The following is a 24,362-nucleotide window of genomic DNA, read 5'->3' on the forward strand; positions in this document are numbered from 1 at the left end:
CAGCCGGAATGGCAGGCATGTCCGGCCAGCGTTTGACCGCCGCTTTCCGGATGGCTTCCGAAAAGTTGCCGAAGTTAGCGTGGGCCCACCTGGACATCCGCATTCCTCCCCATCCGAAAGGGGCGCCGAGTGTCCGATTCGGACAATGACCGGTCCGCCGGCGGCGACGCCATCGCCGGCGCGCTGGCCTCGATCGACGAAGGCTTGCAGGCCTTCCATCAGCGCTCGGCCCGTCGCGAGGCGGTGATCGACCGGCTCCACGAGGAGAACCAGGTGCTGCGGGCGGGTCTCGCGCGTACGGTTCTCCAACCCGTGCTGACCGACCTCGCCAAGCTCTACGACGGCCTCGCCCAGCAGGCCGAGCGCCTGGCCGGCGAGCCCGGACGGGACGCCGACCAGCAGTTGTGGGCCGGGTTCGCCGACGATGTCGCGATGGCCCTCGCCCGGTACGGCGTGGACGTCGTCACGGCCGAGCCGGGTGAGCCGTACGAGCGGGGCCGGCACGTCGTGGTGGGTTTCGTCGACAACCCCGATCCGGCCGCCGGCGGGACGGTCGCCCGCACGCTCACCGCCGGGCTGGTCGATCAGGAGACCGGCGCGATCCGCCGGCCGATGCGGGTGCGATTGTTCCGGGAGCCGGCCGCCGTGCTGAGCACGGGAACGGCGGGCTGACCATTATGGCGATCTTCGGAATTGACCTGGGAACGACCTACTCCTGTATCGCGCAGATCGACGACACCGGCCGCCCAGTGGTGATCAAGAATGCGATCGGCGAGGATTCGACGCCGTCGGTGGTCTTCTTCGAAACGCCGGAAAACGTGGTCGTCGGCCGGGAGGCCAAGAACTCGGCGCGCATCTATCCCGATCTGGTCGTGTCCCTGATCAAGCGCCGGATGGGCGAGGACCACGCCGAGCTGGAATTCCACGGCGTCGTGCAGACCCCGGTGTCGATCTCGGCGTTCATCCTGCAGGAGCTCGCCCGTGCCGCCCAGCAGATCGGCCACGTCCCGGTCCGCGACGTCGTGATCACCGTGCCCGCCTACTTCGGGGTGAAGGAACGCGAGGCGACCCGGGCCGCCGGGGACGTGGCCGGCCTCAACGTCCTGAACGTGGTGCCCGAGCCGGTCGCGGCGGCCCTGCACTACGACGCGTTCGGCGCGGCGGGCGGCGAGCGCACGATCCTCGTCTACGACCTCGGCGGCGGCACCTTCGACACCACCGTCATCAAGATCTCCGACCGGGAGGTCACGGTCGTCTGCACCGACGGCGACCACCACCTCGGGGGCGCCGACTGGGACGAGCGGATCGCCGACCTGCTGCTCCAGCGCTTCCTCAAGGATCACCCCGACTCCGACGCGGGCGACAGCGACGAGTTCCTGCAGGAGCTCGCGGTGGCCGCCGAGGACGTCAAACGCGCGCTGAGCAGCCTCGAGAGCCGCCGGCAGAACATGCGGTGGAACGGCGCCAGCAGCCGGCTCGAACTGAGCCGCCAGGAGTTCGAGAACGCCACCGCCGACCTGCTGGAACGAACCCACGACATCACCCTCCGGACGGTCACGACGGCCCGCGAGAAGGGGGTCGAGCGGTTCGACGACGTGCTGCTGGTCGGCGGGTCGACCCGGATGCCGGCGGTGGCCGGGATGTTGCGGTCCCGCTTCGGGTTCGAGCCCAAGCTCCACGATCCCGACCTGGCCGTCGCCAAGGGCGCCGCGCTCTTCGCGCTCATCGAGTCGGTGCGGATCGCCCTGCCCGGCTCGGCGGCCGACGGGGAAGCCACCCCGGCCGTGCTCGCCGAGGCGGCCGCGGATCTGGGGATCGATGTGGACAGCATGAAACAGCTGGCGGGCAAGCGGGTGACCGCGGTGGTGCCGCGGGCCTTCGGCGTCAAGGTGCTCGCTCGCGACGACACGGACGCCGATCCCGACGGTTTCATCGTCGACCACCTGCTCCGGGCGAACAGCCCCCTGCCGGCCGAGCCTCCCGCTCAGACCTACGGCACCGCGTACGAGGGCATGGTCGGCATCACGCTGGAGATCTGGGAGCAGGCCGGGGCCGCCGAATCGGCGCGGCTCACGGACAACGCCAAGATCGGCGAGGGCCGGATCGAGAACCTGCCCCCGATGCCGGCGAACTCCCCGGTCGAGGTGACCTTCGCGATGGACGAGATGGGAACCCTGCGCGTCCACGCGGTCGAACGGCGCACCGACAAGGAGCTCCTCATGGAACTGGCGATCAGCGGCCTCAGCCAGGACAGCCTCGACGAGGCCCGATCCGCCGTGGCGAAGTACGCCGTGGGCGCTTGACCGGGAACCTGTCGTGGGCGCCGAGTGGGAAGAGGAATACAAGGTCAGGGTGCTCGATCCGGCCCGGCAGGCCGGGAACGAGCCGCCGCAGGACTTGTTCACGCGGTACGGGCTCACGGGCGCCCACCAGACCCCGGAACGGTTCGACGACCGCGTCCAGGAGGTCGTCCGGTACTGGAACCGGCTGCTCAACACCCGCGTGTACAAACCACTGGCGAACGCGTTGCTCACCGCGCACCAGGAACTGCGGAAGGCGGAAGCGCTCAGCCCGGCCGAGTTCACCCGCCGGCGTGACGAGGCCCGCGCCAAGGCGGCCGAGCGGCTGGCCGGGTGGATCGCCACGGTGGCGGCGGGCGTGCCGTACGTGACCCGCGGCGCGCTGGCCCACTTCGTCCGGCTCGGCGGCGGAATCCTCACCGAGAAGGAGGTCCGTAAGGCGCTCGCCGACGGTGGCGTCAAGCTGATCGATCCCGAGTGGGACCTCCCCTCCCAGGCCCCCGTGCCGGCCGCCGGGGCGGTGCCGCGCAACCTCCGCGTCCTCGGGCTGCGCCTTTCCCCGCAGGTGGTCTTCGCGGCCGAGGCGCTCGACGGCGGGTTCCGGATCAAGGACGGCTTCCGGCTCACCGGCGGCGACGGCGGCCGGCTCACCGCCGAACTCCTCCACCAGGCGAAGCAGGAACAGGCGAAACGTCCGCACGACACCCGCAAGACGGCCACCGAGACGGTCCTGACCACGATGCTGACCGCGTACGCGACCGGGGACCTCGATCGCCTGGTGCGGTGGGAGGCGGCCGAGATCGTACGGTCGGCGCTGGCCAACGGCCTGCCACCGACGCTCGCCGCCGACGCCCTGAACGAGCTCGGGCTGGACCGGGGTGAGGCGCTCGAACTCGCCGTCACCGTCGCCGCCGCCGGACCCGGCCGGACAACCGGCCCACCGGACGACGTCAACGCCGTCATCGCCGCCGAACTGGTGGCCGGGCGTCTGCGCGCGGCCCAGGCCGAGCTCGCCACCGCGCCCGAGAAGGCGGTCGACAAGGAGGTCCGCGACCGCGTCGACCGGGCGGCGGCCGCCGTCGACGAGTTCGCCGGGAAAGCCGGTGAGGCCGAGCGGGAGGGCCGGACCGAGGACGCCGCCTGGTTGCTCGCCGAGGCCATCCGGTTGGCGGCTGACGATGCGGGCCTGGTCGCGCACCTGGCTCGCTTCCCGCCGCCGGAGCCGGCCGAGGTGGTGGCCGGTCCGGGGCCCGGCCGGGTCACCCTGCGCTGGCAACCGAGCAGGACCCGGACCGGCGAGGTCTCCTACCGCGTCGTGCGTCGCGACGGCCTCCCGGCGATGTCGCCCGAGGACGGGGATCCGGTCATCGAGACCACCGCCACCAGCGCCTCCGACACCGCTCCCCCGGTGGCCCGGCCGGTCGTCTACACCGTCTTCGCCGTGCGGGGCGATGCCGTGTCGCGCGGGGCCGCAGCCGGCCCGGTCGTCCTGCTGCCGCCGGTCACCGGCCTGACCCTCACCGGCGACGGACATGCCGTCACCGGCTCCTGGCTCGTCGACCCGGCCGCCGTCCAGGTCACGGTCACGTGTACCCGGCTCGACGGGGACGGCCCGCCGCGGCCCGTCGCCACCCGGCCCGGCGCGGCCACCGGGTTCGTCGATCCGGAGGCCGAACTCGGCGTGGCGTACAGCTATCGGGTCACCGTCCACTATCACGGACCGGACGGCGAGCGGCTCGAGTCGGAGGCCGTCGCCGGTCACATCGTCGCCGACCACCCGCCGGCCGCCGTGCCCGACCTGAGCGCCGAGGTGGCGCCGGGCGACCGCGCACCGCACCTCGCGCTCAGCTGGACAGCGCCGCGGGGCGGGCGGGTCGAGATCCGGCGCGCCACGACCGCGCCGGCCTGGAACGAAGGCGACACCGTCCCGGCCGCCGAGGCCGACGGACACGGCGAGGTCATCGCCACCGCGGCCGGGCCGGACACCACCGGCCGCTGCGTGGCCAACGCGCCCGCCGGGCAGGGCCGGTTCTTCCTCACGGCCGTCACCCGTGGTCCCGGCATCGCCGTCATCGGGAACACCGTCGCCCTGGAACTGACCGCGCCGGTGAGCGGCCTGCGGCTGCGCCGCCGGGGCGCCGACGTCCACGTGTCCTGGATCTGGCCCGAGGACGCATACGAGGCCCGGGTCGAGTGGTCCACGAACGAGACGGCCGGCAATCGCACCTACGGCCGCCGCGAAGTGCGGGACAGCGGCGGCGTCCTGCTTCCGCTCGGGCTCGGCGCCGTCTCGATCTCGGTCCGTACGGTGGTCCGCGAACGCCACGCCGAGCTGCTGTCGGTTCCGGTCGCAGCCGAGCTGCCCGGCCGGTCACCGCGGGTGCTCTGGTGGCTCGAGCGCACCCGGATGCCCCGCCCGCGGCGGACCCTGCTGCTCAGCACCGACCAGCCCTGCCAGATCCCGGAGCTGGAACTCACCCTCGGTGAGAAGGGCGGCGACGGACGGCCCGAACCGGAGGTGCTGATCCGGCTCCCCGGGCGCTGGCTGCCTGCCGACCGGCTCAGCGCCGTCGACGTCACCTCCGCCGTGCCGGGCCCGCTCGTGCCGTCGGTGCGCTGCGACTTCGCCGAACCGCCCCCGCCGCCCGGCATCAGCCTGGCTCAGCGCCGAAAGTGAGAGGAGACCGGAGCATGGCCGCCCGGCTGCACTGCCCGTACTGCTACCTCCCCCTGCGCCTGTCACAGGTCGAGTTCCGATGCGCCGGACGGGTCGGCGACAACGGCCGCCGCTGCGAGGCCTCCATCGACTCGCTGCTGGCCGCGCACACCGGCGACAACACCCCGCGCCACCCCGCTTTCCAGGCCGACGGCAGCAAGCGGTCGGCCGTGCACCCGGACTGCCGGGTGCGGACGTACCTGCGGATCTGCGGCCACTGCCACAGCCAGCTGCCGACCCATTTCGGCGAGGCCGACACCCGGCTCATCGCCCTGGTCGGGGCCAAGGAGAGCGGCAAGACGGTGTACATGACCGTCCTGCTGCACGAGCTCCAGCACCAGGTCGGCAACCAGTTCGGCCTCGCCGTGCTGGGCGCGGACGAGCACACGATGGAGCACTTCCGCACCGAGTACGAGGACACGCTCTATCAGGACGGACGGCTGCACCAGCAGACCCGTACCGCCGTGGGCGACCGGGGACGGCGGCCGTTCGTGTTCAGCGTCTCCCGGGTACGCCGGCGCCGCATCGGCCGTGAGGTCGTCGATCGCAGCCTGTTCTCGTTCTTCGACACCGCCGGCGAGGACCTGCGCTCGGCCGAGAGCGTCGAACGGCACGTCCGCTATCTGAGCGCCGCCGACGGCATCGTCCTGCTGCTAGACCCGCTGCAGATGCGCGGCGCCCGGCCGCTGGCCGACCCGGGCACGCTGCTGCCCGAGCAGGGAGCGCCGCAGGACGACCCGGCGAACGTCCTGTCCCGGATCACGAACCTGCTGCACGACGCGCTCGGCACCCCCAAGGGCAAGCGGATCAAGCGGCCGATCGCGGTCGCCTTCACCAAGATGGACGCGCTCGACGGCACTTTGCCCGAGGACAGCGCGCTCCTGGCCAACTCGCCACGCGACTCCGGCGGGTTCGACCAGGGCGACAGTCTCGCCGTGCACGACGAGATCGGCGCGTTGCTGGACAAATGGCAGGGCGGCGGCATGCAGACGGTGCTCGAGCAGAACTACGACCACTACCGCTTCTTCGGCCTCTCCGCGCTGGGCGCCGGCCCGGTCAAGGACGAGCACGACGCGCAGCGCGTGTCCGGGTACGGGGTCCAGCCCCGCCGCGTTCAGGACCCGTTCCTCTGGCTGCTCAGCACGTTCGGCACCATCCCGACGAAGAAGGCGTAGGCCCGGCATGGCGTTCGGTCAGATGTACTACACCTCCTGCCGCCGGGGGCTGTCCGGCGCGCCGGGCTTCCAGTTCCACGCCGTGAGCCCGGGCCTCGGGCCGGACGTGCTGCGCGACGCCGAGGCGCTCACGTCGTACCAGCCACCCCGCGCGCTCACGCTCACGCCCAGCGCGGAGAACATCCGCCGGGCGCCGGTGAACCTGTGCTTCCGGCCAGGCCCCGTCGCCCTGTTGTCGAACGTCGTCTACGTCGGCACGGACTACTCCCGGCGCCCGGGCAACTATTTCGCGCACACTTTGGTCAGCCGGGACCCGGGGGCGGATCTGGGCCCGGTGCTGCCGATCGAGCTGTGGCGGGCGCCGTTCTGGGCCTGCGAGGAGATCGACGGAACCGAGTTGCCCGAGCTGGCGGGGCCGCCGCCGGCCGGCGCGATCGACCGGGCCGAGGTGGCCGCGTTCCTCAGCGGGCATCCGGGCGTACGGCATCTGCCGGCGCTGCTGACCGCGGCCGACGAGACCGTACGGACCCACCGGCGCAAGGTGGTCATCGTGGGCGCCGACTCCGACGAGGTGGCCCGGTGGATCGCCACGCTGAGCTACCTGCTGCCCCCGCCCACGGCCGCCCGGATGTCGTTCGCCACGTACGACGGTGACCCGCGCTACAGCCGGATGGACGTGATCGGCTCGACCGGGGACGCCGGCCTCGACCTCGGCGCCGACGAGCTCACCGCGTACCACCTGTTCGACTTCGCCGCCGACCGGGTCAGCGACGTCGCCGTGCACCCGCTGGCCCGAATCCTGGCCGAGCTCGAACCGGCCGTGTCGGACGCGGCGTGGTCGCGCGTCACCCGGATAGCGGCCGGCGACGAACAGTCCCTCGACGACTGGCTGCCGGTCGTCGCGGCCGCCCTGATGACCTGGCCCAGCGGGCCGGAGAGCGCGCGTGACGAACCGGCCGCGGTGGCCGCCTGGCTGGCCCGGCACGGGGAACGGCTGGAACCCGGCACGGTCCGGGAGGTCGGGCGGGCCGTGCTGGCGCTGCTCGCATCCGAGAACGGCGAGGACTGCCTGCGCGCCCTGCACGATCTCGGCGCCGCCGCAACCGGCTGCGGATCGGCCGAACTGCTGGAGGCGGCCGAGGTCAGGACGGTCGACGTCGTCGCGGCGACCGTTCGCGCGGACGGCCTGACCAGCGCGCCGGAGCTGAGCCTGACGTCCGCCCGCGCGCGGGCCCGGGCCGAGCAGTGGCTGGCGGCCGACCTGCCGGGCCTGCCCGCCACGGTGATCGGGACCCTGGCCGGGTGGGCCGGCTCGGCCGGGCTGTCCCTGGACGAGGAGGCCCTGGAACGGGCGGGCGAGCGGATCGTCGGCCCGGCGGTGCTGCACGCCCCCGGTGACGGCCCGCTCCGCGACGCGCTGGCCCGGAACGCTCCGCTGCGCACCGGCGTCGCCCGGTATCTGGAGTCCGTCGGACCCGACGAGCTCGACCGCATCGTGAGGGCTCTCGGGGAAGGGCTGGCCGAGCTGCTCGGCCCGCAGATGAGCTCGGCCGGGCCGTGGACGCGCCGGGCCGCCGTGGTGGCCGAGGTCCGGGCCGGCCGGCGCGACCCGGTCGACGGGCTGGCGGCTGTGCTCGACACCGCCGAGGGGCCGGGCGAGGCGTTGCTCGGCCTGCTCTTCGGCGACCGGCCGTGGACGCTCGATCAAGCACGCCGGATCCTGGCTCTGCTCGGCAAGGAGGGCACGGAGGCCCCGGCCGTGGCGCGGCGGATCGAGGACACCGTTCTCGCCGAGGGGGACGAGGAGGGCGTCGAGGCGTACGCCCGGTTCTGTCTCGGTTTGCGGCCGACCGGCCTCTACCCGCGCCTCGGCGGGCCCGCCCGGACCCGGATCGACCTCATGGCGGAGCTGTCTGGCTGGATCGACCGTCTGGCCGAGGCACGCAAGGAGCACAGCGGCCCGCTCACCGAGTTCCGCAAGTGGACGGCGAAGCACGACGCCGCGGAGCAGCGCCTGATCGAGGCGGTGCTGGCCGCCCGCTTCGACGACTTCTACGCCTCGGTCCGGGCCCGGCTGCTGGTCGACCTGCCGGGGGTGCGTCACTCGTACTGCGCCGGGCTGTCGAAGTCGCTGAGCCGCCGGACGATCGACTTCGAGATCGCCGCGACCGCGTTGCTGACGCTGGCCGCGGTGGCCCGGATGAACCCGGCGCCCCCGGTCCGGGCCGCGGTCGCCGAACTGGACGCCGTGCTGCGGCGCAGCGTCGGGCGCTGGAACGGGCGCACCCAGCAGCGGCTGCTCGAGGTGCTCGCGCTGGACGCCCGGCCCGCCAGCGTCACGTGGATAGACCGCTGGATGCGGCAGCAGCCACCCGGGATCCTCGGCCGCATGCGCGGTCTGTTCGGGGCAGGACGAGGCGCGGACGAGAGCGCCGGAGCGGGACGGCGGGGTCTCTGATGGCAGCGAGCGGACGCAACCCGGGTCACTACACCTACTACACGTACACACCGCCGCCCCGCGACACCGCCAAGTACTGGCGCCTCGGCTTCTGGGTGGTCGCCTTCCCCGTCATCGTCGGTTTCGGAACGGTGCTCCAGGCGGGGAAGTCCGTCATGGCGTACACGAGGGGGGTTGCCGCGGCGCTCGGCATCGGCAAGGACGCCCAGGAGCTGTCGCCGCCGGTGCCCGCGTACGAATGGGACGGCCGCCGGGAACCCGCCTACGTGCAGTACCTGTTCGGCCAGGCCTGGCGCGACGTCCGGCACACCATCGCGGTGGCGCTGCGCCGGCAACAGGAGAGCTTCAAGGCCGAGGGCGGGCGCGTCCTCAAACGACACGTCCACCCGCCGGAGGACGACGCGGCGGACAAGCGCAACCCCGTCCTCGGTGTCGCCCAGCTGGTATCGATCGGCCTGGGCGCGCTGGTGGCCGGGCTCCTGCTGCTGGTGGCCCTGGCCGCGCAGGCGGTCGTGCTGGGCCTGTTCTGGGCCGGCGCCATCGCCTTCCTGTACGCCCTGCGCCTCGCCGACTCGGGCGTGCTCTACGTACGCCGCATCCGCCGGATCACCTGCCCCAACCAGCAGTGCCACGAACGGGTGCCGTACCCGAGCTACAAGTGCCCCGGCTGCGATGTCCTCCACCACGACGTACGCCCCGGCAAGTACGGGATGATCCACCGGACCTGCCGCTGCGGCCGCCACATGCCCACGCTGCTCATGCTGGGCAGCCACCGGATGAAGGCGGTGTGCCCGCACTGCCTGAAGGAGCTCGAGGAGGGCGCCGGGCGTACGCGTGAACTGATCCTTCCCGTCTTCGGCTCGCCCCAGGCGGGCAAGACCCAGCTGCTCGCCGCGGTCGCCCTGGCCACCGTTTCCCTGCTGGACCGGGCCCGGGGGCAGGCCGAGCCGGTCGACGACTACAGCCGCACCTGGATGCGGACCGTGACGGACCTGCGGGCGCGCGGGGGCAGCGTCACCAAGACCACGAAGGCCAGCCAGCACGCGGTCTCCCTCCGGCTCTCGAGGAACGGCAGCCGGGTGGTGCTCAAGATGTTCGACGCCGCCGGCGAGACGTTCCAGAGCGCCGAGGGCATCCGTGACCTGGTCTATCTGCGCGGCGGGGGCACCTTGCTGTTCGTGCTGGACCCGCTGTCGGTGCCGGCGCTCTGGAAGGGGCTGGACGAGGACCGCCGCAGCCGGCTGGAACCCCTGCGGGCGGTCAGCGAGCCGCTCAAGGTCCTCGAGGAGACCGTCCAGACGCTGCACCAGATCGACATCGACACCCACAAGTTCCGGCTCGCCGTGGCGGTCAGCAAGTCGGACCTGGTGGCGCCCGAGCTCGCCGCGGCACACGTCGGCGACGACCGATCCATCCGCGAGTGGCTGGCCGGACCGCTCGACCAGGGACTGCTGGTCCGGTCGGTGGAGCACGAGTTCGGGACCGCGAGGTTCTTCCTCACCACGGCCACGCTCGCCGATCGCACCGTGCACGCAAGCGTCGAGACCCTGGCCACCTGGGTCCTCGACGGTGAGGGGATGAGGGTCTGATGGACGTCTATCGGCGATGGCGGCGGGGCCTGTTCGGCACCTGGCTGGCGCTCGGGGTGCTGGCGGTGCTGACGGCCGGGATCCTGCTGGTCTGGGTGACGACACCGTGACCCCGCCCCGGTGGGATGCGACGGAGGCTTTGACCGTCCTGACGGACATGTCGACGTGGACGCTGCCGCCGGACAGGTGGGAACTGGTCACCGAGATCCTCGACGAGTTCCTGGAGGCCTGCCACGGCCAGGACACCGAGGCGTGCGAGGCGGCGGTGGCCGATCTCAGCCCGCACGGTCCGGTGCGGGTCACGCGGATCGGCGCGGCGCCACCGACCGGCATCCCCCAGCCCGTCCTGGACAGACGTAACGTCCTGGTGCACGCCTTGTCCGGCAGGCCGGCCGTGCCGCCGGAAACGCTCAGCGCACCAGCAGGGGAAGCACCGCGCGGACCTGAGCGGCCAGACCGTCGAGAACAGCCTCACCGGTGATGGTGTAGGCCAGCAGCGCCTGGTGGAACAGGCCGTCGAGCATGGCGTAGGCGGCCGCCGGGGTCACCGCGGGCCGGGCGTCACCCAGGGTGGCGTAACGGTCGATCACCCGCCAGATCATGGCTTCCAGGGTGGCGTCGATCTCGGTGATCGCCTCGCGCAGGGACTCCTCGAACATGCTCTGGGTGCGCAGGTCGTACCAGAGGCGATGCATCGGGGCCTCGTCGCGGATGGTCTGGGCGAGCTTGGCCGCGAAGGCCTCGACCAGCTCGCCGGGGGTGGTGGACTCGGCGACCACGGCGTCGTAGCGGGTCACGCAGCGGGCCTTGTAGTGGCGGACGCTGTAGATGACCAGCTCGGTCTTGTCGGAGAAGTAGTAGTGGACCACCCCGTGGCTGAACGGGGAGTTGCCGGCGATCTCGCGCAGGCTGGCGCGCGCATATCCCAGCTCGCCGAGGGTCAGCAGCGCGGACTCGGCCAGCTCGTCGCGGCGGCGGTCGAACTTGTCGGCCGGGCGGGACCTCGCAGGGGGCACGAGGTCATCCTACGGCTTGACGCTCGTCCAAAGTTTTCTTGACAACTGTCAAAGACAGGCATGTGATGTAGGTCTCTCGGAAGCGAGCGGAAAAGGGGCCCCCATGACACCGATCGATCTCACCGGCCGGCGCGCGCTGGTCACCGGCGGCGCACAAGGCCTGGGCGAAGGCATGGCCCGCGCCCTGGTCGCCGCGGGAGCGCACGTCGTCGTCGCCGACCTGCAGGACGAGCTCGGCCCCAAGGTCGCCGAATCGCTGGGCGACGGGAACGGGTTCGTGCACCTCGACGTCACCGACGACGACAACTGGGCGGCCGCCGTCGAGCAGGCGACCGGGATCCTGGGCGGGCTCGACATCGTCGTCAACAACGCCGGCGTCGAGATCACCAGCCTGATCGTCGACCTCGACCCGGCCGCCGTCCGCAAACAGCTCGAGGTCAACCTGCTCGGCACGGCGCTCGGCATCAAGCACGCCTTCCGGGCCATGCGCGCCCAGCGGAGCGGCGTGGTAGTCAACGTCGCCTCGGTCGCCGCGACCATCGCCTTCCCCGGCATCGCCGTCTACTCGGCCACCAAGTCCGGCGTCGACCGCCTCACCCGGGTGGCCGCCATGGAATCCGGAAAGCTGGGTTACGGCGTACGGGTCAATTGCATTTATCCCGGTCTGGTCCCGACGGCCATGGGCGCGGGGCTGGCCAACGACGTGGCGCGGCTCGGACTGTTCGGCTCCCCTGAGGAAGCGGTCGGCGCGGTTGTCGACCTGACCCCGAGCGGGCGGCTGGGCGAGGTCGGCGACATGGCCGACGCGGTGGTGTTCCTGGCCTCCGACGCGGCACGGTTCATCAACGGCGTGGGCCTGCCCGTCGACGGCGGAATGGGGATGTGACATGGCCGCCAAACCCGTCGTCGTCTACGGCGCCTCCGGCTACACCGGCAGACTGATCTGCGAATACCTGCGCGAGTACAACGTCCCGTTCGTGGCCGCCGGTCGCGACGCGGCCAAGCTCAAGCAGTCGATGCACGAGAACGTGGCCGGCATCGAGACCGCCGACTACGAGGTGGTCGAGGTCGGCCACGACACCAAGGCGCTGGCCGAGCTGTTCGCCGGGTCGTCGGTGGTGTGCAACACGGTCGGGCCGTTCAGCGTCTACGGGCCCGAGGTCGCCGAGGCGTGCCTGGCCGCGGGCACGCACTACCTCGACACCACCGGTGAGCAGGACTGGATGATCACCTGCGACGAGAAGTACGGCGCCGACTTCGCCGCGGCCGGTCTGCTGCTCGCGCCGGGCATCGCGCAGATGTACACCACCGGCGAGATCGCGGCCGAGCTGTGCCTGGAGAAGCCGGGACTGGACACGCTGGACATCGCGGTGTTCTGGGGCGGCAGCCCGACGATCGCGTCCACGCTGACGATCCTGGTCAACGCGGCCACCTCGGGCGCCCACCGGCTCGAACAGAACCGGTACGAGGCCTGGGATCCCGACGCCGGGCTGTATCAGCTGGTGCTGCCCGGTCAGCACGAGCTCGCGCTGGCGCTGCCGTGGGGCGGCACGTCGCACCCGGTCTGGTACCGCCGCGATCCGCGGGTCGCCAACGTCAAGGTGCTCGGCGGCGTGTTCAACCGGGCGCTGATGAACGGCGTGCCGCAGATCGTCGCCGCGGCCGTGGAAGCGACCAAGGACATGCGGCCCGAGGAGCGGTACGCGGCCCTGACCGCCACCGCCGCGCAGGTCATGAACGTGATGCCGCCGCGCGAGAACCCCCGGCTCAACAAGTCGGTCGACTCGGTGCACGCCTCCGGGCCGCTCGGCCGCGCGCACTGCGTCATCTACGGCAACTCCAACTACAAGCAGACCGGCCTGATGCAGGCGTACGCGGCCTATCACCTGCTGCAGCAGCCGCCGCGCCGGGTCGGGTTCGCCTCCGGCTGCCAGGCGTTCGGGCACCGGGAACTGCTCGGGGTGCTGGAGAGCTTCGGCCTGGTGCGCGAGCCGACGGTCACGGTGGAGCGCTGAGGGATGCGGCTCGTCGACTACCTCGACAAGGGGGCCTCGCTCGACCCGGACGCGCCCTGCTTCACCACGGAGGGACAGACCCGCACGTACGGGGAAGTGCAGGAGCTCAGCCGGCGGGTGGCGGCGGCGCTGGCGTCGCACGGCGTCGCCCCCGGCGACCGGGTGGCGGTGCTCTCCGGCAACGACCCGACCGCGTTCACGTGCGTGTTCGGGATCAGCCGGGCGGGCGCGGTGTGGTGCCCGATCAACCCGCGCAACGAGGCGTACGAGAACAAGGAGCTGCTCGACCTGTTCGGCTGCACCGTGCTGCTCTATCAGAAGGCGTTCGCGCCGCTGGTGGACCGGATCAGCGACGGGCTGCTCTGCCTCGAGGTGGACGGCCTGGAAGCCGGCGGCGTCGTCGACCGGCCGGCCGTGGACGACCTGGCCATGATCGTCGGGACCGGCGGCACCACCGGGCGGCCCAAGGGCGTCGAGCTGACCGGGGCCAACCTGGAGGCGATGACAGCGATCACGCTGATGAGCTACCCGTGGCCGGACAGGCCGGTCTATCTGGCGCTGGCCCCGCTCACCCACGCCGCTGGGGTGCTGTGCTTCCCCGTGCTGGCCAAGGGCGGCGAGATCGTCATCATGCGCAAACCCGACGTCGGCGAGTTCGTCGCGCTCATCGGCGAGCATCGGGTGACGCACACCTTCCTGCCGCCCACGCTCATCTACATGGTTCTCGCGCACCCGGCGCTGGACGACGCCGACCTGTCGTCCCTGCGATGCTTCTGGTACGGGGCGGCGCCGATGTCAGCGGCCCGGCTCGAGGAGGCGCTGCGCCGGATCGGCCCGATGGCGCAGCTGTTCGGGCAGACCGAGGCCCCGATGATGATCTCGACCATGGCGCCGGCCGACCATTACGGGCCGGACGGCAGCGTGGCGGTGTCCCGGCTCTCCTCCGCCGGACGCCCGTCACCGCTGGTCACCGTCGCCATCATGGGCCCGGACGGCGAGCTGCTGCCCCGGGGCGCCACCGGCGAGATCGTGTGCCGGGGTTCGCTGGTGATGCGGGGCTACCACCGCGACCCGGACGCCACCGCGGCCGCGTCGGCCCACGGCTGGCACCACACCGGCGACATCGGCTACCTCGACGACGAGAACTACCTGTTCATCGTCGACCGCGCCAAGGACATGGTCATCACCGGAGGCTTCAACGTGTACTCGACCGAGGTGGAGCAGGCCCTGATGCAGCACCCGGCCGTGCAGGACTGCGCGGTGATCGGCCTGCCCGACGACAAGTGGGGCGAACGGGTGACGGCCGTCCTGCAACTCCGCCCGGGCGCGACGGTGGACAAGGCCGAGGTGGCCGCGTTCGTCAAGGAACGCCTGGGCAGCGTGAAGACGCCCAAGCAGATCGAGATCTGGGAGGAACTGCCCCGCTCGAAGGTCGGCAAGGTGCTCAAAGCCGACCTCCGCTTCCGCCTCGGCGGCGCCGATCAGCTGTAGTAGCCGTCGTTGTCGCAGGTTCGGCGCTCCCGGACGCAGTTCTTGGTCCGCTTGTTCATGGCGTCGGCGTCCCACATCACAAAGGCGTCGCCATGCATGGAGGAGGCGCTTTTGCCCTGCGGATCGGAGGACAGGTAATAACCCGCGCGCGTGCCCTTGACCCCGTACTGGATGTCGAAGGTGATGGCCGGGATGCGTACCGGATGCGTGGACGGGCAGCGCTTCTCATCCCCGTACGCGACGTGGTCCTTGTGGCTGGGGCTGTCGAGGTGCTTGCCGTCCCAGCAGTCCGGGAACTGCAGCATGAAATGCAGGGTGGCGGGCTTGCCACAGATGGGCCAGTTGCCGTTCGTGCTGCGGGCGACGCCGTCGAGGTCGCCGGGGCCGTAGAAGGCGCAATAGAACTGGCCTTGGGCGCCGCGCGGGGTGGGCACCTTCTTCTTGGCGTCGCCGGCGATCAGGCGCAGGCCGTTCGGCATCGGCATCACGTCCGACGAGTCCCGGCGCAGCGAACGGTAATAGACGCGGAAACCCGTGGTCTCGACCGGCGCCCCGGTCGCGTTGTCGTAAAGAGTCGGGACCCAGTACGCCGAATGGTCCTGCGCCGGTTTGCAGGTGCTCGCGGTGAACTTCATCAGGTCGCCGGCCGTGGTTCCCGCGTCGAGTCCCTTGTTGCCGTGGAACGAGTGCATGTGCGAGGCGCCCGGCAGCCCCGGAAACACAATCGGATCATCCGCGCGGCGGTGGCTGAATTCGCAGTCGGCCCGGAACTCCGGCAGATCCCCGACACCGGCCGGCACGGGGTCGACCTTGCGCGCCTGGTACGTGGCGACCTGCTTCTGCCACGCGGCTCGATCAACCGGGACCCAGCCCGCCCGCGGCGCCGCGACCGGCTTGACCGGGGTGGCCCCGGGAGACGGTAGGGCCGTGACCTTCCTGCTCGGCCCGGCGCCCGGATTCGGAACATCCGGGCTCGCGGCGCTGGGACCTGCGGCACTGGCGCCTGCGAGCGCGGGTGCCGGCGTGTCCTTCGCGTTGCCGCCGACCAGCGACACAGCCACCGCCGAGCCGGCGACGGCCATCACCGCAACCCCCGCGAGGAGCACCACCGCGACCCGCCGGGGTCGACGCCGATGACGAGCCTGCGGCACACCCCTACCGAACATTTCCGTCGGATCCGACATTGGCCGCTCCTCACCCGAGGTTTCTCGATCACCGGATGAGGAGACGGCCGCCCCACCGACCGATAACCAAAACTTCGACGCCGACTAACCGTCGTACGGGTCCGGGGGGATCAACCTGATCTCGGGGATGACGGCCGCTCTCTCCTCGGGTGTCGCGTCGAACGACAGCATCTCCGCGTCCTCGGGAATGCCGACGCGTGACAGGAAAATGCCGTCGTGCGCCGCATCGCACCACAGAGTCGCGAAACCGATCCGGCTCTCGGGGCTTCCTGTGTACGTGATGTGCAGCCGCCCGCCGTCGCCGTCCGGGCAGGGCGGCTCTACCCGCTCCGGCCAGGCATCGCGAATCCGGGTGAAGGCATCGAACCACGCCTCCCACCGCTGCTGCGACTCCGTCATCGCCATCAGTCCGACCCCGCCTCGAGCAGATGTTTGTGCGCCTGCCACCACCGTTCCTCATAGGCGTAGGCCCGGCTCTCATAAGCCGCGCGACCCGCCTCGTCCCAGGGGAACTCATGACCGTTGCGCAATTCGTCCAAGTGGAAGCGTTCGTGCGCCAACGTGCGAGCCAACTGTTCCTCGTTCATGAAGGCGTCGCGAGCCAGCTTGATCTCACCGTCGGGCATCGTCACACCATAGAACTCCCGCCCCGGGCCCGAGCCGCGGCGGTTCTTGTCCAGCGAGAACCGGACCCCGTGCATGTCCAATCCGTACTTCTCCGCTATGGCGAGGACGTTCTCCCGGCTCATCAGGATCTTTGCGCCGTTCCGGACGATGCCGTCGCCCTCCCGGAACAGGCCTCGAGCGCCCTGGCCACCCGCTCGGCCCGCCCGGGCGGCCTCGCCCACGGAGGCCTGGCCCGCGGCGATGTCGGTGACACGTGGCCGCGGGGTGGTCGGCTTGTGCGGATGTCCGGTGGGTCTGCCCACCCGCCCGAGGGTAAGGAAGCCCCGCTACGCCGCGCGGAGGACGGCGACCAGGAAGTCGGACTCTCGTGTGAAGGGGTGCAGGTCCCAGGTGCCCAGCAGGAGGTCGGGGGTCAGGGCGGCCGTGGCCGCGTCGGCCAGGAAGTCGTCGAAGGGGTAGCCGCGGCCCGCGCCGAAACCGGCGACGAAACGGGCGCCGTCGCGTAGGTGGCGTGCGGCTCGGCGGAGGATTTCGACGCGGGTGCTGGGGGCCACGAAGGTCATGACGTTGCCGGCGCAGACGATCAGGTCGAAGGCGCCGGGCAGGTCGAGCTCGCTCAGGTCGCCGACCAGCCATTCGGCCTTCGGGTGGTCGGCGCGGGCCGCCTCGATCAGCTTCGGGTCGAGGTCGACGCCGACGACGTCGTGGCCGGCCGCGGCGAGGTAACCCCCGACTCGGCCGGTGCCGCAGCCGGCGTCCAGGATCCGGGAGCCGCGCGGCGCCATCGCGTCGGCCAGCCGCGCCTCGCCGTCGAGGTCGGCGCCGGACTCGGCCAGCTTCCGGAAACGGTCGATGTACCACTGGGAGTGGCCCGGGTTCTCGCCGAGAAGTCTGAGCCAGCCGTTCTCATCAGTCATCGCCCCGATGCTAACCGGCGGCCCGCTTCACCAGGTCGGCAATCCGCCGCTCCACCTCGGATGTGAGCGCCTACGAACCCCCGCTTCGTGAATCCTGATCGCTTCAGCGGCGGGCCCGTTCGACCACCTCCTCCACGGTCAGCGGGCTGCGCGGGTGGTGGGTCAGCGACAACGGCGTACGGATCTTGCGGGGTGCTGCCCCCTCGGCGGCCAGGTAGAACTCGCCCGTGGTCAGGCGGGAGATGTCCGGGACGTCGCCGCCCTTCGCCTTGGCCATGTCGCGGGCCGCCTCGATCTGGATGGGGCTGTTCATCAGGCCGTACAGCTGGGTCGCGGCGTTGCCGGGGATGCGGTTGTGCAGGTTCTTCGGCGCCTGGGTGGCGAAGATCAGGCCGAGGCCGTACTTGCGGGCCTGCGCGGCCAGCACCAGCGTGCTCTGCGTGCAGGCGGTCATGGAGCCGGACGGCGCGAACGTCTGCGCCTCATCCATGATCAGCAGCCCCAGCAGCGGGCGGTCGCCGGCCGGGTTCCTCTTGATCCAGGCGAACAGCGCCATCTGCAGCTGGTTGACGAAACCTTGCCGGGCCTCGTCCGAGGGCAGGCCGACCAGGCTGATCACCGAGACCCGGGCCTGCTTGCCCGGCTCCGGGGTGAGCAGGCGACCAGGGTCCATGGGGGTGCCCTCGCCGCCGAAAAGCGGGTCGTTGACCATGGCCGCGGTCAGCGTCTGAGCCAGCCCGAGCGCGATCTTGTCGGCGCCGTCGATGTCGATCAACCCGTCGGGAAGGCCACTCAGCGTATCGATCAATCCCCTGAGGCGGCTTCCCCCGCGCCGTCCGTAATGCTCCACCGCGGTACGCAACACGGCCAGCCCCAGCTGCGCCTTCGTGGTCTTGCCGGTCACCCCGGCCCGTGGGGCGAGCGACGCCACGGCCGCCTCCACCGCCTCGGCGAACTCGTCCGGATCATCCCGTACGCCGCGGAAGTCGGGCAACGGCTGGAAGGTGAGGGGGCGGCCGGCTGCGCGTCTCGGCGTCCAGACGACCACGTCCGCACGGGAAAGGTAGTCAGCGGCCTTCGCCTCGTCGCCGGGTCGCCAGGCCGCGGGCGGTTCGGGCCAGGGCTCGCCGAGACGGGCCAGGTCGTTGTTGGGGTCGAGCACGATCGCCGAGACGCCCTGCAGGGCGCACTCCTCGACGATGCGGCGGATCAGCACCGTCTTGCCCGAGCCGGAACCGGCGAAGATGGTCGCGTGCTTTCGCAGCGCCTCAAGTTCCAGCCGTACGGGGTGACCGTCCTCATGCCCGTAACCGACGGTGAAGGCGGGCCCGGCGGTGGTCGACCCGGTGATCACGGGTTCTGCCCTCGCGGACGCCGATCCACCACCACCCAAGTCAGAAATATCCGGCTTGTTCGGCTGGAGGCCGTTCGCCTCTGATCTGTGCGATGCGGCCACTGATTGGTGCGATGCGAAGACGCTCATCTCTGAGGCCGGGACGCTCACCCCCGAAGCGGGAACGCCCACCTCTGAGGCCGGGACGCTCACCCCCGAAGCGGGAACGCCCACCTCTGAGGCCGAAACGCTCACCCCCGAAGCGGGAACGCCCACCTCTGAGCCGGGAACACCCGCCCCCGCAGCGGCGCCCAAGGCGTGTGCCAGGAAGGACAACCCGTGCGCCGGGCGGCGTTCGGTCAGCCAGCCCTGCAGGTCCATCGTGGTCTCGCTCAACATCACCCGCAGCGCCGAGAGGGTGCGCAGGTCGTCCTCGCTGAGCGGCAGCGTCCCGCCGCCCTGCTCCTCCAGCTTTCGCAGGGCCGCCCGCGTCTGCTCCCCCGCCGACCACGCTCCGTTACGCAGGAGGAAGAGCCGGCGCTTCGGCGTGCCGGCATCCACGGCCGCCGCCACCGACGCCTTACGGACGCGGGCGAGGGCCGCGGTGGGGTGATGCTGGTCGCTGATCGCGCGGAAGCTCCAGTGCGCCTGGTCCTCGGTCTGCTCGTTGAGGGTGAGCCGCAGCCGCGCGTGCAACGGTGGATCGTTGCTCGGCGGCGGGTCCACGTTGAAAGCGTCGCCGGCGTCGCCCCGTTCGAGGATCCAGGCGGTGAGCCCGGCGGCCAGCAGCGACGGCATCAGCTTGTCCTCGGTGTCCCGAGCCAGCGGCGCGACGACGTCGGCTGCCTTCCGCAGCTCGTCGAACCGGGCATCGAAGCCGGAGCCGCCACCGACTTCAGATCCGCCATCGACTTCGGATCCGCCGTCCACATCGGAGTGACCGGGCACATCGGAGTGACCGCGCGCATCGGAGCGCCCGACCACACCGGAGAGGGCGCGCCCATCCGAGCGCCCGACCACACCGGAGCGACCATCGACGTCGCGCGGGCCGGCCACGACCGTACGGCGTAATGGTTGTCCCGCCGGGGACGCCGGATCGCCGAGCCGTTCCAGAAGCCGTACGGTGTCGTCGTCTATGCACGCCCGGACGTGCTGGTCGATCTCTTTGAGCAGCTGCCGCGGGGTGTACCGCCCGGCACGCGCGAACGCCTGCGGCGCCACCGGCCACGTGGGAAACGGCGGGGTGAACCCGATCTCCTGGTAACGCGACCCGAACCGTTTCTCCACGATCGCCCACGCGAGGTCGTCGTCGTTGATGCGCTGCAGATGCGGCGTCAGACGGAACCGGTCGGCCACCGTGTCGGCCGCCGCCGTCGAGATGATCGTCCACGAGTTCGGGATGCAGGCCAGCACGGTGAGCGTACGGCGGGTGATCTGACGCAACGTCATCAAGCCGTCGGCCATCCGGGCGAGCATCAACGCCTGCTCCGGGTCGACGACGGCGCTCGCCGCCAGCGCCGGGTCGCTCTGCACGGCGACCTGGGCGATCAGCGTGTCGATCTGGTCGATGGCGATCACCGACGGGCCGGTGAGCGCGAGCAGCCACGACAGGTCCTGGACGATCAGCTGCGCCTGACGTGGCGCCCGGCGCATCCCCCAGGCGTGCCGCTCCCCCGGCACGTTCTCCTCGCCCGAGATGAAGTAGTTCTCGGCCAGGTCACGGTGGGCAACGTCATCGGAGGCGGCCAGCGCCAAGGCCCGGGCCGTCTCCTGGCTCGACCGCGCCACCTGCCGGTCGAACGCGCCGAGCCCCTCGATGAACGCGTCGAGGTCGGCACGGGTCAGATCGGTCTCCCCCATGACCGCCCGGCGGGCTTTGCGCGGCGCGCCGACCATCGCCGACAACCGGCGGAGCAACAGGGTGAGCTGGGTCTGGCCGGCACCGGGCACGGGACGGGCCAGCCCGTCGAGCATCGCGGCCAGCACGCTGTCCCAGAAACTTCCCGCGTCGAGCAGGCTGACCAGGAAGAAGTAGCCGTCGCGGGCCTGCACCTGTTGCCGCACCCAGCCGAGCAGATGCGTCTTGCCGGAACCCCGCTGCCCCTGCACGACCAGGCCGACCGGGCTGGCGTCGCGGCTCTGCGCGGCCTCGGCGAACCCGTCCGAGATCTCGCGCAGCACCGGCACGTGCAGGCCGTCGACGTGGAACGGCAGCGGCCGCCAGATGTCGTCGGGAACCGGCGCCCAGTTGAAGCGCAACGCCTTGAGCGCCGCCCGCTGCTCGTCGTCCATCACACCCCGACCGCCAGCAGATGGTTGTCCTGCCCGCCGAGCCGCAGGGCAGCCTCGTGGTCGGCCGCGGTGAGGGTCCTCTGGTTCGACTCGGGGACGATCGTGACGGCGCCGCTGTCGCTGAGCTGCCGCAACGCCTCGTCGAGCTGCTCGCGCGGCACGTCGGCGAAGAACGGGCGCAGCCGCCGCAGGCTCACCCAGTCACCGCTCTTCGCGGCCAGGGCCTGGACGGCGCTGAGGACGCGCGCGTTGAGATCGGAGGGGGCGCGCATCTCCGTACGGGCGAAAAGCTCGGTGAGGTTGGCGGCGCCGCTGCGTTCGACGATCCTTTCCCGGAGCTGGGTGTGCAACGCGGTGAGCGCCGCGCCGAGCGCGCCGCCCCCTTTGAAGTTCAGGTCGCTCTGCATCCGGACCCAGCCCTTGTCGTCGAGCTGCAGCGCGGTGGTGCGCCCGCTCTTGCGGCTGGCGACGTAGTGCAGCCGCTCCAGCTTGACGCGGGTCGGCTTGCGCACGTCGAGCCCGTACCTGTCCCGCAGCTCGGTGTTGAGCACCTCGCGGGCCTCCACCATCAGCACCACGAGGATCGCGGCCTCGGAGGGGGTCAGGTCATCGCCGGCCATGGTGGGATCCTTCCGCGTGGTCACGGCGCCGGGCACGCACGTACGTGCCGATCTGATGCACCACGGCGCCGAGGTCATGGGTGATACGGGCGTTGGTGAAGCGAAGAACGGCATAACCGTCCAGCTGAAGCTGCACATCCCGGCGGCGGTCCGCTTCGAACCGTACGGGGTGGCAATGCTCGGGTCCGTCGATCTCGACCACGCACCGTTCCTGCGGCCAGAGCAGATCCAGCCGTACGGGCGGGGTGAGCTCGTTCGTGCGATAGTCCTGGTTCCAGCGCCGCCCGGCCGCCCACGGTTCCACGGCCAGCGCGGCCTCAAGGGCAGCCTCCGCCGCACTCGCCGGATGCGGCCGCCCCCGATCAGCACCGCTCCCAGCACCCGGCCCAGCCACGCCCGCGACGCTCCCGGCGCCCGACCCACCCGGCCCAGCCACGCCCACGTCGCTGCCCGCGCCCCACCGGCCCGGCTCGGCCACGCTCCCGCCATCCGACTGGCACTGCGCGTCAGCGGAACTTTGCCAGCCGCGATCGGCGCTGCCACGGGCGGACGTGGCGATTGCGGGTCGCGCCACGGGGACACGATCGCCGGCGGCACCGAGCAGCCACACAGCCGGGCCTCCGTTGTGCACCAGCCACTCGGCACCGGCGACCACCGAATCGCGGCGGTCAGTGATGAGACCCTCCGTGGCCTGACCGAGCGTCACGTCAACCAGCAACACCGTGCGACGGCGTCCGAAGGCTTCGGCGACCAGGCGGGCCAGTTCCCGCGCCCGGATCCGCAACGGCGGCGGCGTGGACGACCGGCGGCCGGTCAGCGCGAGCACGGCGAGATCAGTCAGGAACGTCCGGGAGAAGCGGCTCTTGTTCGCCATCTCGGCAGCGAGCAGCCGGGCCGCGGCGAGGCCGCCCACGTCGGGTCGTGCCGCGCTTGCTTCGGGAAGCCAGGCCGGCAGCAATTCCACAGCTGCCCGCTCGAGTTCATCGACCGCCGCCGCAGCGAACTCCCCCGGCGTGGCGCATCCGCCGGACACACGGCCCACAATCGGCGCGAGACCATCATGATCGCCGGCCACCGCCCGCGCGAGATCATCCACACCCACGCCCACTACCGAGACAACCCGATCAAGCGGAACATCCGCGACGGTCATGTCTGCGCACATTCCGCGGTCAGTGTTCTCAGCCCTCTCACCACCGCACCCCGACATCCCCGCAACAGCCTACGAATACGATCTTCGAACCGCCATTGACACGCGCGTGACCCTTTTCTCGCCGAACGGCCGATTGCCGCAAGTCACCGTGATGCCAGCCGGAATCCACCCCGCGTGATCACCCTTCCTCCTGCGCTTCCCCGGATAGTCGGGTCGCACGACACGAGATCCACAACGAAAGAGAAGTTGTTCAGCGGAGGTGATCATTGGAGGCGGGCGTCCGAGGTTCATTGACCCGGCACAGTAGGAAGGAGGGGTGAACGCTGGAGGCAAGGGACGTGCACAGCTATGACTGCACGCCCTCGTGGGCACGGCGACGACACTCCTGAGCCCGAACGCCAACAGGACAGCCCGGACGGCGAGGACGATAGGGACGGCGACGACAAATCGCCTGGCCGATCGGGTAACAACGAAGGCGGCGAGTCCGGACTGGCCGGGAATCAAGCGGTCCTGGGACGGGTGGCCGAACAAGGACGAGCGCACCGGCACCGGAATACCGCCGGCACTGACCCGGCAAGCGGGACTGGACTGTCCGCGACTTCCGATGACGATGTCGAATTCAGCGCGGCGATGAGTCGATATGACCAACTCGGCGCAGAGCCCCCCATCGTCAACATCGCACGTAACGACAGCGAATTCACGGATGACGGAGCCCATACCCTCCTGCATCACGGCCCGGACGTCACCCTGCGCCGTGCGCCGACCGGCCGGACGATCGAAGGCCGGATCTACGGCGACGATCCGTGGGATCACCCCGAGACGAGGTCCTACCGATGGACCGATCACACCACCATGAATCGCGAGATCAACAGATACGTGCGCGAGAACTGGGAGAACATCCGGAACGATTTGGCGCTGACCTTGCGGCACAAGGGCGGCTTCGACGCCCGCCATCGCGTCGGCGAGGGCTTCTATAACAAGGGCATGCACGGCGCCGGGCCACGAGAGGCTGAATACGGCGCGACGAGCCTGGTAGTGGTCAGGATCAAGCTGCGGCCTGGATCAGACCCGCCCCTGCTGTTCATCGACTCGGCTTACCCGTCCGGATTACTGTAGGGCCGTGAACCAGCCGCGACTTCCCGAACCGCTGCGGGCCCGCATGGCGGAGTTGGAGGCTCGCTCCGCTCTGCAGAAGGTGCGCGACCTGTTGCAGAGCTACGTGATGGATGCCGGCGGCATGCAGGGAGTGCGCGCCGAGTTCGAGCACACGGCTCAGGCCACGACCCGATTCCTCAGACAAGAGCTCGATGCTCTGGAGTCGGTTCTCGCCGACGAGCTGCCGCCTGGGACGCTGCTGCGCCTGGTCGAGGACGACGCCAACTGGGGACTCGATGACCCCAGCGACGCAGGAGCCGCCGCATTTCTCCGCGAAGTCGCTGACATCCTTCGATCGGTCATTGACTCCGCGCGGTAAGAAGA

20 protein-coding genes are annotated in these 24,362 nt (G+C 71.0%); 12 read left to right on the top strand and 8 right to left on the bottom strand.

All coding sequences use genetic code 11. From position 1 onward, the window contains the following. Positions 1 to 129: 129 nt before the first annotated feature. From C8E87_RS08420 to C8E87_RS46785, 7 genes are all read left to right on the top strand, one after another. Positions 130 to 672 (top strand): nucleotide exchange factor GrpE, encoded by a 543-nt coding sequence (locus C8E87_RS08420; protein ID WP_166661121.1) that lies wholly within the window; start codon positions 130 to 132, stop codon positions 670 to 672. Between the two features lie 5 nt (positions 673 to 677). Further along, on the top strand, positions 678 to 2,303 hold the full coding sequence (locus C8E87_RS08425) for an Hsp70 family protein (protein WP_133872561.1): 1,626 nt from the start codon (positions 678 to 680) through the stop codon (positions 2,301 to 2,303). A 13-nt stretch (positions 2,304 to 2,316) separates the two neighbouring features. Next, a complete protein-coding gene (locus C8E87_RS08430) occupies positions 2,317 to 4,977 on the top strand; it encodes a SaeA-related protein (RefSeq protein ID WP_133872562.1) in 2,661 nt (886 codons plus the stop codon). Between the two features lie 14 nt (positions 4,978 to 4,991). Then, positions 4,992 to 6,191 (top strand): TRAFAC clade GTPase domain-containing protein, encoded by a 1,200-nt coding sequence (locus tag C8E87_RS08435; RefSeq protein WP_133872563.1) that lies wholly within the window; start codon positions 4,992 to 4,994, stop codon positions 6,189 to 6,191. Between the two features lie 7 nt (positions 6,192 to 6,198). Further along, the gene (locus C8E87_RS08440) at positions 6,199 to 8,649 is read left to right on the top strand and encodes a GTPase-associated protein 1-related protein (RefSeq protein ID WP_133872564.1); all 2,451 of its coding nucleotides are present in this window, start codon (positions 6,199 to 6,201) and stop codon (positions 8,647 to 8,649) included. Then, on the top strand, positions 8,649 to 10,238 hold the full coding sequence (locus tag C8E87_RS08445; RefSeq protein WP_133872565.1) for a TRAFAC clade GTPase domain-containing protein: 1,590 nt from the start codon (positions 8,649 to 8,651) through the stop codon (positions 10,236 to 10,238). The genes C8E87_RS08440 and C8E87_RS08445 overlap by 1 nt, the downstream gene beginning before the upstream one ends. A 106-nt stretch (positions 10,239 to 10,344) precedes the next feature. Then, positions 10,345 to 10,719: a CATRA system-associated protein gene (locus C8E87_RS46785; protein WP_369076866.1), complete on the top strand. Its 375-nt coding sequence runs from the start codon at positions 10,345 to 10,347 to the stop codon at positions 10,717 to 10,719. Here C8E87_RS46785 and C8E87_RS08450 read toward each other — a convergent pair. Then, positions 10,649 to 11,254: a TetR/AcrR family transcriptional regulator gene (locus C8E87_RS08450; protein WP_133872566.1), complete on the bottom strand. Its 606-nt coding sequence runs from the start codon at positions 11,252 to 11,254 to the stop codon at positions 10,649 to 10,651. The two genes, C8E87_RS46785 and C8E87_RS08450, sit on opposite strands and share 71 nt — an antisense overlap. Positions 11,255 to 11,357: 103 nt before the next feature. Here C8E87_RS08450 and C8E87_RS08455 point away from each other — a divergent pair, with 103 nt between their 5' ends. Genes C8E87_RS08455 through C8E87_RS08465 form a run of 3 tightly spaced genes read left to right on the top strand, consistent with a single transcriptional unit; the run spans position 11,358 to position 14,760 of the window. Beyond that, positions 11,358 to 12,140, top strand: a complete 783-nt coding sequence (locus C8E87_RS08455) for an SDR family NAD(P)-dependent oxidoreductase (RefSeq protein WP_133872567.1) — start codon at positions 11,358 to 11,360, stop codon at positions 12,138 to 12,140. A 1-nt stretch (position 12,141) separates the two neighbouring features. Beyond that, positions 12,142 to 13,269, top strand: coding sequence for a DUF5938 domain-containing protein (locus tag C8E87_RS08460; RefSeq protein ID WP_133872568.1), 1,128 nt, complete (start codon positions 12,142 to 12,144; stop codon positions 13,267 to 13,269). A 3-nt stretch (positions 13,270 to 13,272) separates the two neighbouring features. Then, positions 13,273 to 14,760: an acyl-CoA synthetase gene (locus C8E87_RS08465; protein WP_133872569.1), complete on the top strand. Its 1,488-nt coding sequence runs from the start codon at positions 13,273 to 13,275 to the stop codon at positions 14,758 to 14,760. Here C8E87_RS08465 and C8E87_RS08470 read toward each other — a convergent pair. The 7 genes from C8E87_RS08470 to C8E87_RS46305 form a co-directional block, all read right to left on the bottom strand. After that, positions 14,751 to 15,944 carry a DUF1996 domain-containing protein gene (locus C8E87_RS08470; protein WP_133872570.1) on the bottom strand — a complete coding sequence of 398 codons (1,194 nt, stop codon included), beginning with the start codon at positions 15,942 to 15,944 and terminating at the stop codon, positions 14,751 to 14,753. The two genes, C8E87_RS08465 and C8E87_RS08470, sit on opposite strands and share 10 nt — an antisense overlap. Positions 15,945 to 16,028: 84 nt before the next feature. After that, the gene (locus C8E87_RS08475; RefSeq protein WP_133872571.1) at positions 16,029 to 16,349 is read right to left on the bottom strand and encodes a hypothetical protein; all 321 of its coding nucleotides are present in this window, start codon (positions 16,347 to 16,349) and stop codon (positions 16,029 to 16,031) included. Next, on the bottom strand, positions 16,349 to 16,873 hold the full coding sequence (locus C8E87_RS08480; RefSeq protein ID WP_133872572.1) for a hypothetical protein: 525 nt from the start codon (positions 16,871 to 16,873) through the stop codon (positions 16,349 to 16,351). The genes C8E87_RS08475 and C8E87_RS08480 overlap by 1 nt, the downstream gene beginning before the upstream one ends. Positions 16,874 to 16,897: 24 nt before the next feature. Next, the gene (locus C8E87_RS08485; protein ID WP_133872573.1) at positions 16,898 to 17,488 is read right to left on the bottom strand and encodes a class I SAM-dependent methyltransferase; all 591 of its coding nucleotides are present in this window, start codon (positions 17,486 to 17,488) and stop codon (positions 16,898 to 16,900) included. A 103-nt stretch (positions 17,489 to 17,591) separates the two neighbouring features. Continuing rightward, the gene (locus C8E87_RS45385; protein WP_239080498.1) at positions 17,592 to 21,113 is read right to left on the bottom strand and encodes a helicase HerA domain-containing protein; all 3,522 of its coding nucleotides are present in this window, start codon (positions 21,111 to 21,113) and stop codon (positions 17,592 to 17,594) included. Next, a complete protein-coding gene (locus C8E87_RS08495; protein WP_133872574.1) occupies positions 21,113 to 21,733 on the bottom strand; it encodes a hypothetical protein in 621 nt (206 codons plus the stop codon). Before C8E87_RS08495 ends, C8E87_RS45385 begins: the two co-directional genes overlap by 1 nt. Beyond that, a complete protein-coding gene (locus C8E87_RS46305) occupies positions 21,720 to 22,883 on the bottom strand; it encodes an endonuclease domain-containing protein (protein ID WP_275409126.1) in 1,164 nt (387 codons plus the stop codon). Before C8E87_RS46305 ends, C8E87_RS08495 begins: the two co-directional genes overlap by 14 nt. 348 nt (positions 22,884 to 23,231) lie before the next feature. On the opposite strand from C8E87_RS46305, the gene C8E87_RS08505 reads away from it, so the two are divergent. Both C8E87_RS08505 and C8E87_RS08510 read left to right on the top strand, forming a co-directional pair. Continuing rightward, on the top strand, positions 23,232 to 23,999 hold the full coding sequence (locus C8E87_RS08505; RefSeq protein ID WP_133872575.1) for a hypothetical protein: 768 nt from the start codon (positions 23,232 to 23,234) through the stop codon (positions 23,997 to 23,999). A 4-nt stretch (positions 24,000 to 24,003) separates the two neighbouring features. Next, positions 24,004 to 24,357: a hypothetical protein gene (locus tag C8E87_RS08510; protein ID WP_239080500.1), complete on the top strand. Its 354-nt coding sequence runs from the start codon at positions 24,004 to 24,006 to the stop codon at positions 24,355 to 24,357. Positions 24,358 to 24,362: the final 5 nt, after the last annotated feature.

It is taken from the genome of Paractinoplanes brasiliensis (genome assembly GCF_004362215.1).
Taxonomy (GTDB): domain Bacteria; phylum Actinomycetota; class Actinomycetes; order Mycobacteriales; family Micromonosporaceae; genus Actinoplanes; species Actinoplanes brasiliensis.

What these genes read in the sequence shown, in the direction of transcription:
- C8E87_RS08445 (WP_133872565.1), top strand. Translation starts at nt 8,649, where the DNA reads ATGGCAGCGAGCGGACGCAACCCGGGTCACTACACCTACTACACGTAC.
- C8E87_RS46305 (WP_275409126.1), bottom strand. Translation starts at nt 22,883, where the DNA reads ATGACCGTCGCGGATGTTCCGCTTGATCGGGTTGTCTCGGTAGTGGGC.
- C8E87_RS08475 (WP_133872571.1), bottom strand. Translation starts at nt 16,349, where the DNA reads ATGGCGATGACGGAGTCGCAGCAGCGGTGGGAGGCGTGGTTCGATGCC.
- C8E87_RS08425 (WP_133872561.1), top strand. Translation starts at nt 678, where the DNA reads ATGGCGATCTTCGGAATTGACCTGGGAACGACCTACTCCTGTATCGCG.
- C8E87_RS08470 (WP_133872570.1), bottom strand. Translation starts at nt 15,944, where the DNA reads ATGTCGGATCCGACGGAAATGTTCGGTAGGGGTGTGCCGCAGGCTCGT.
- C8E87_RS08460 (WP_133872568.1), top strand. Translation starts at nt 12,142, where the DNA reads ATGGCCGCCAAACCCGTCGTCGTCTACGGCGCCTCCGGCTACACCGGC.
- C8E87_RS08465 (WP_133872569.1), top strand. Translation starts at nt 13,273, where the DNA reads ATGCGGCTCGTCGACTACCTCGACAAGGGGGCCTCGCTCGACCCGGAC.
- C8E87_RS08505 (WP_133872575.1), top strand. Translation starts at nt 23,232, where the DNA reads ATGACTGCACGCCCTCGTGGGCACGGCGACGACACTCCTGAGCCCGAA.
- C8E87_RS08495 (WP_133872574.1), bottom strand. Translation starts at nt 21,733, where the DNA reads ATGGCCGGCGATGACCTGACCCCCTCCGAGGCCGCGATCCTCGTGGTG.
- C8E87_RS08485 (WP_133872573.1), bottom strand. Translation starts at nt 17,488, where the DNA reads ATGACTGATGAGAACGGCTGGCTCAGACTTCTCGGCGAGAACCCGGGC.
- C8E87_RS08440 (WP_133872564.1), top strand. Translation starts at nt 6,199, where the DNA reads ATGGCGTTCGGTCAGATGTACTACACCTCCTGCCGCCGGGGGCTGTCC.
- C8E87_RS08455 (WP_133872567.1), top strand. Translation starts at nt 11,358, where the DNA reads ATGACACCGATCGATCTCACCGGCCGGCGCGCGCTGGTCACCGGCGGC.
- C8E87_RS08435 (WP_133872563.1), top strand. Translation starts at nt 4,992, where the DNA reads ATGGCCGCCCGGCTGCACTGCCCGTACTGCTACCTCCCCCTGCGCCTG.
- C8E87_RS45385 (WP_239080498.1), bottom strand. Translation starts at nt 21,113, where the DNA reads ATGGACGACGAGCAGCGGGCGGCGCTCAAGGCGTTGCGCTTCAACTGG.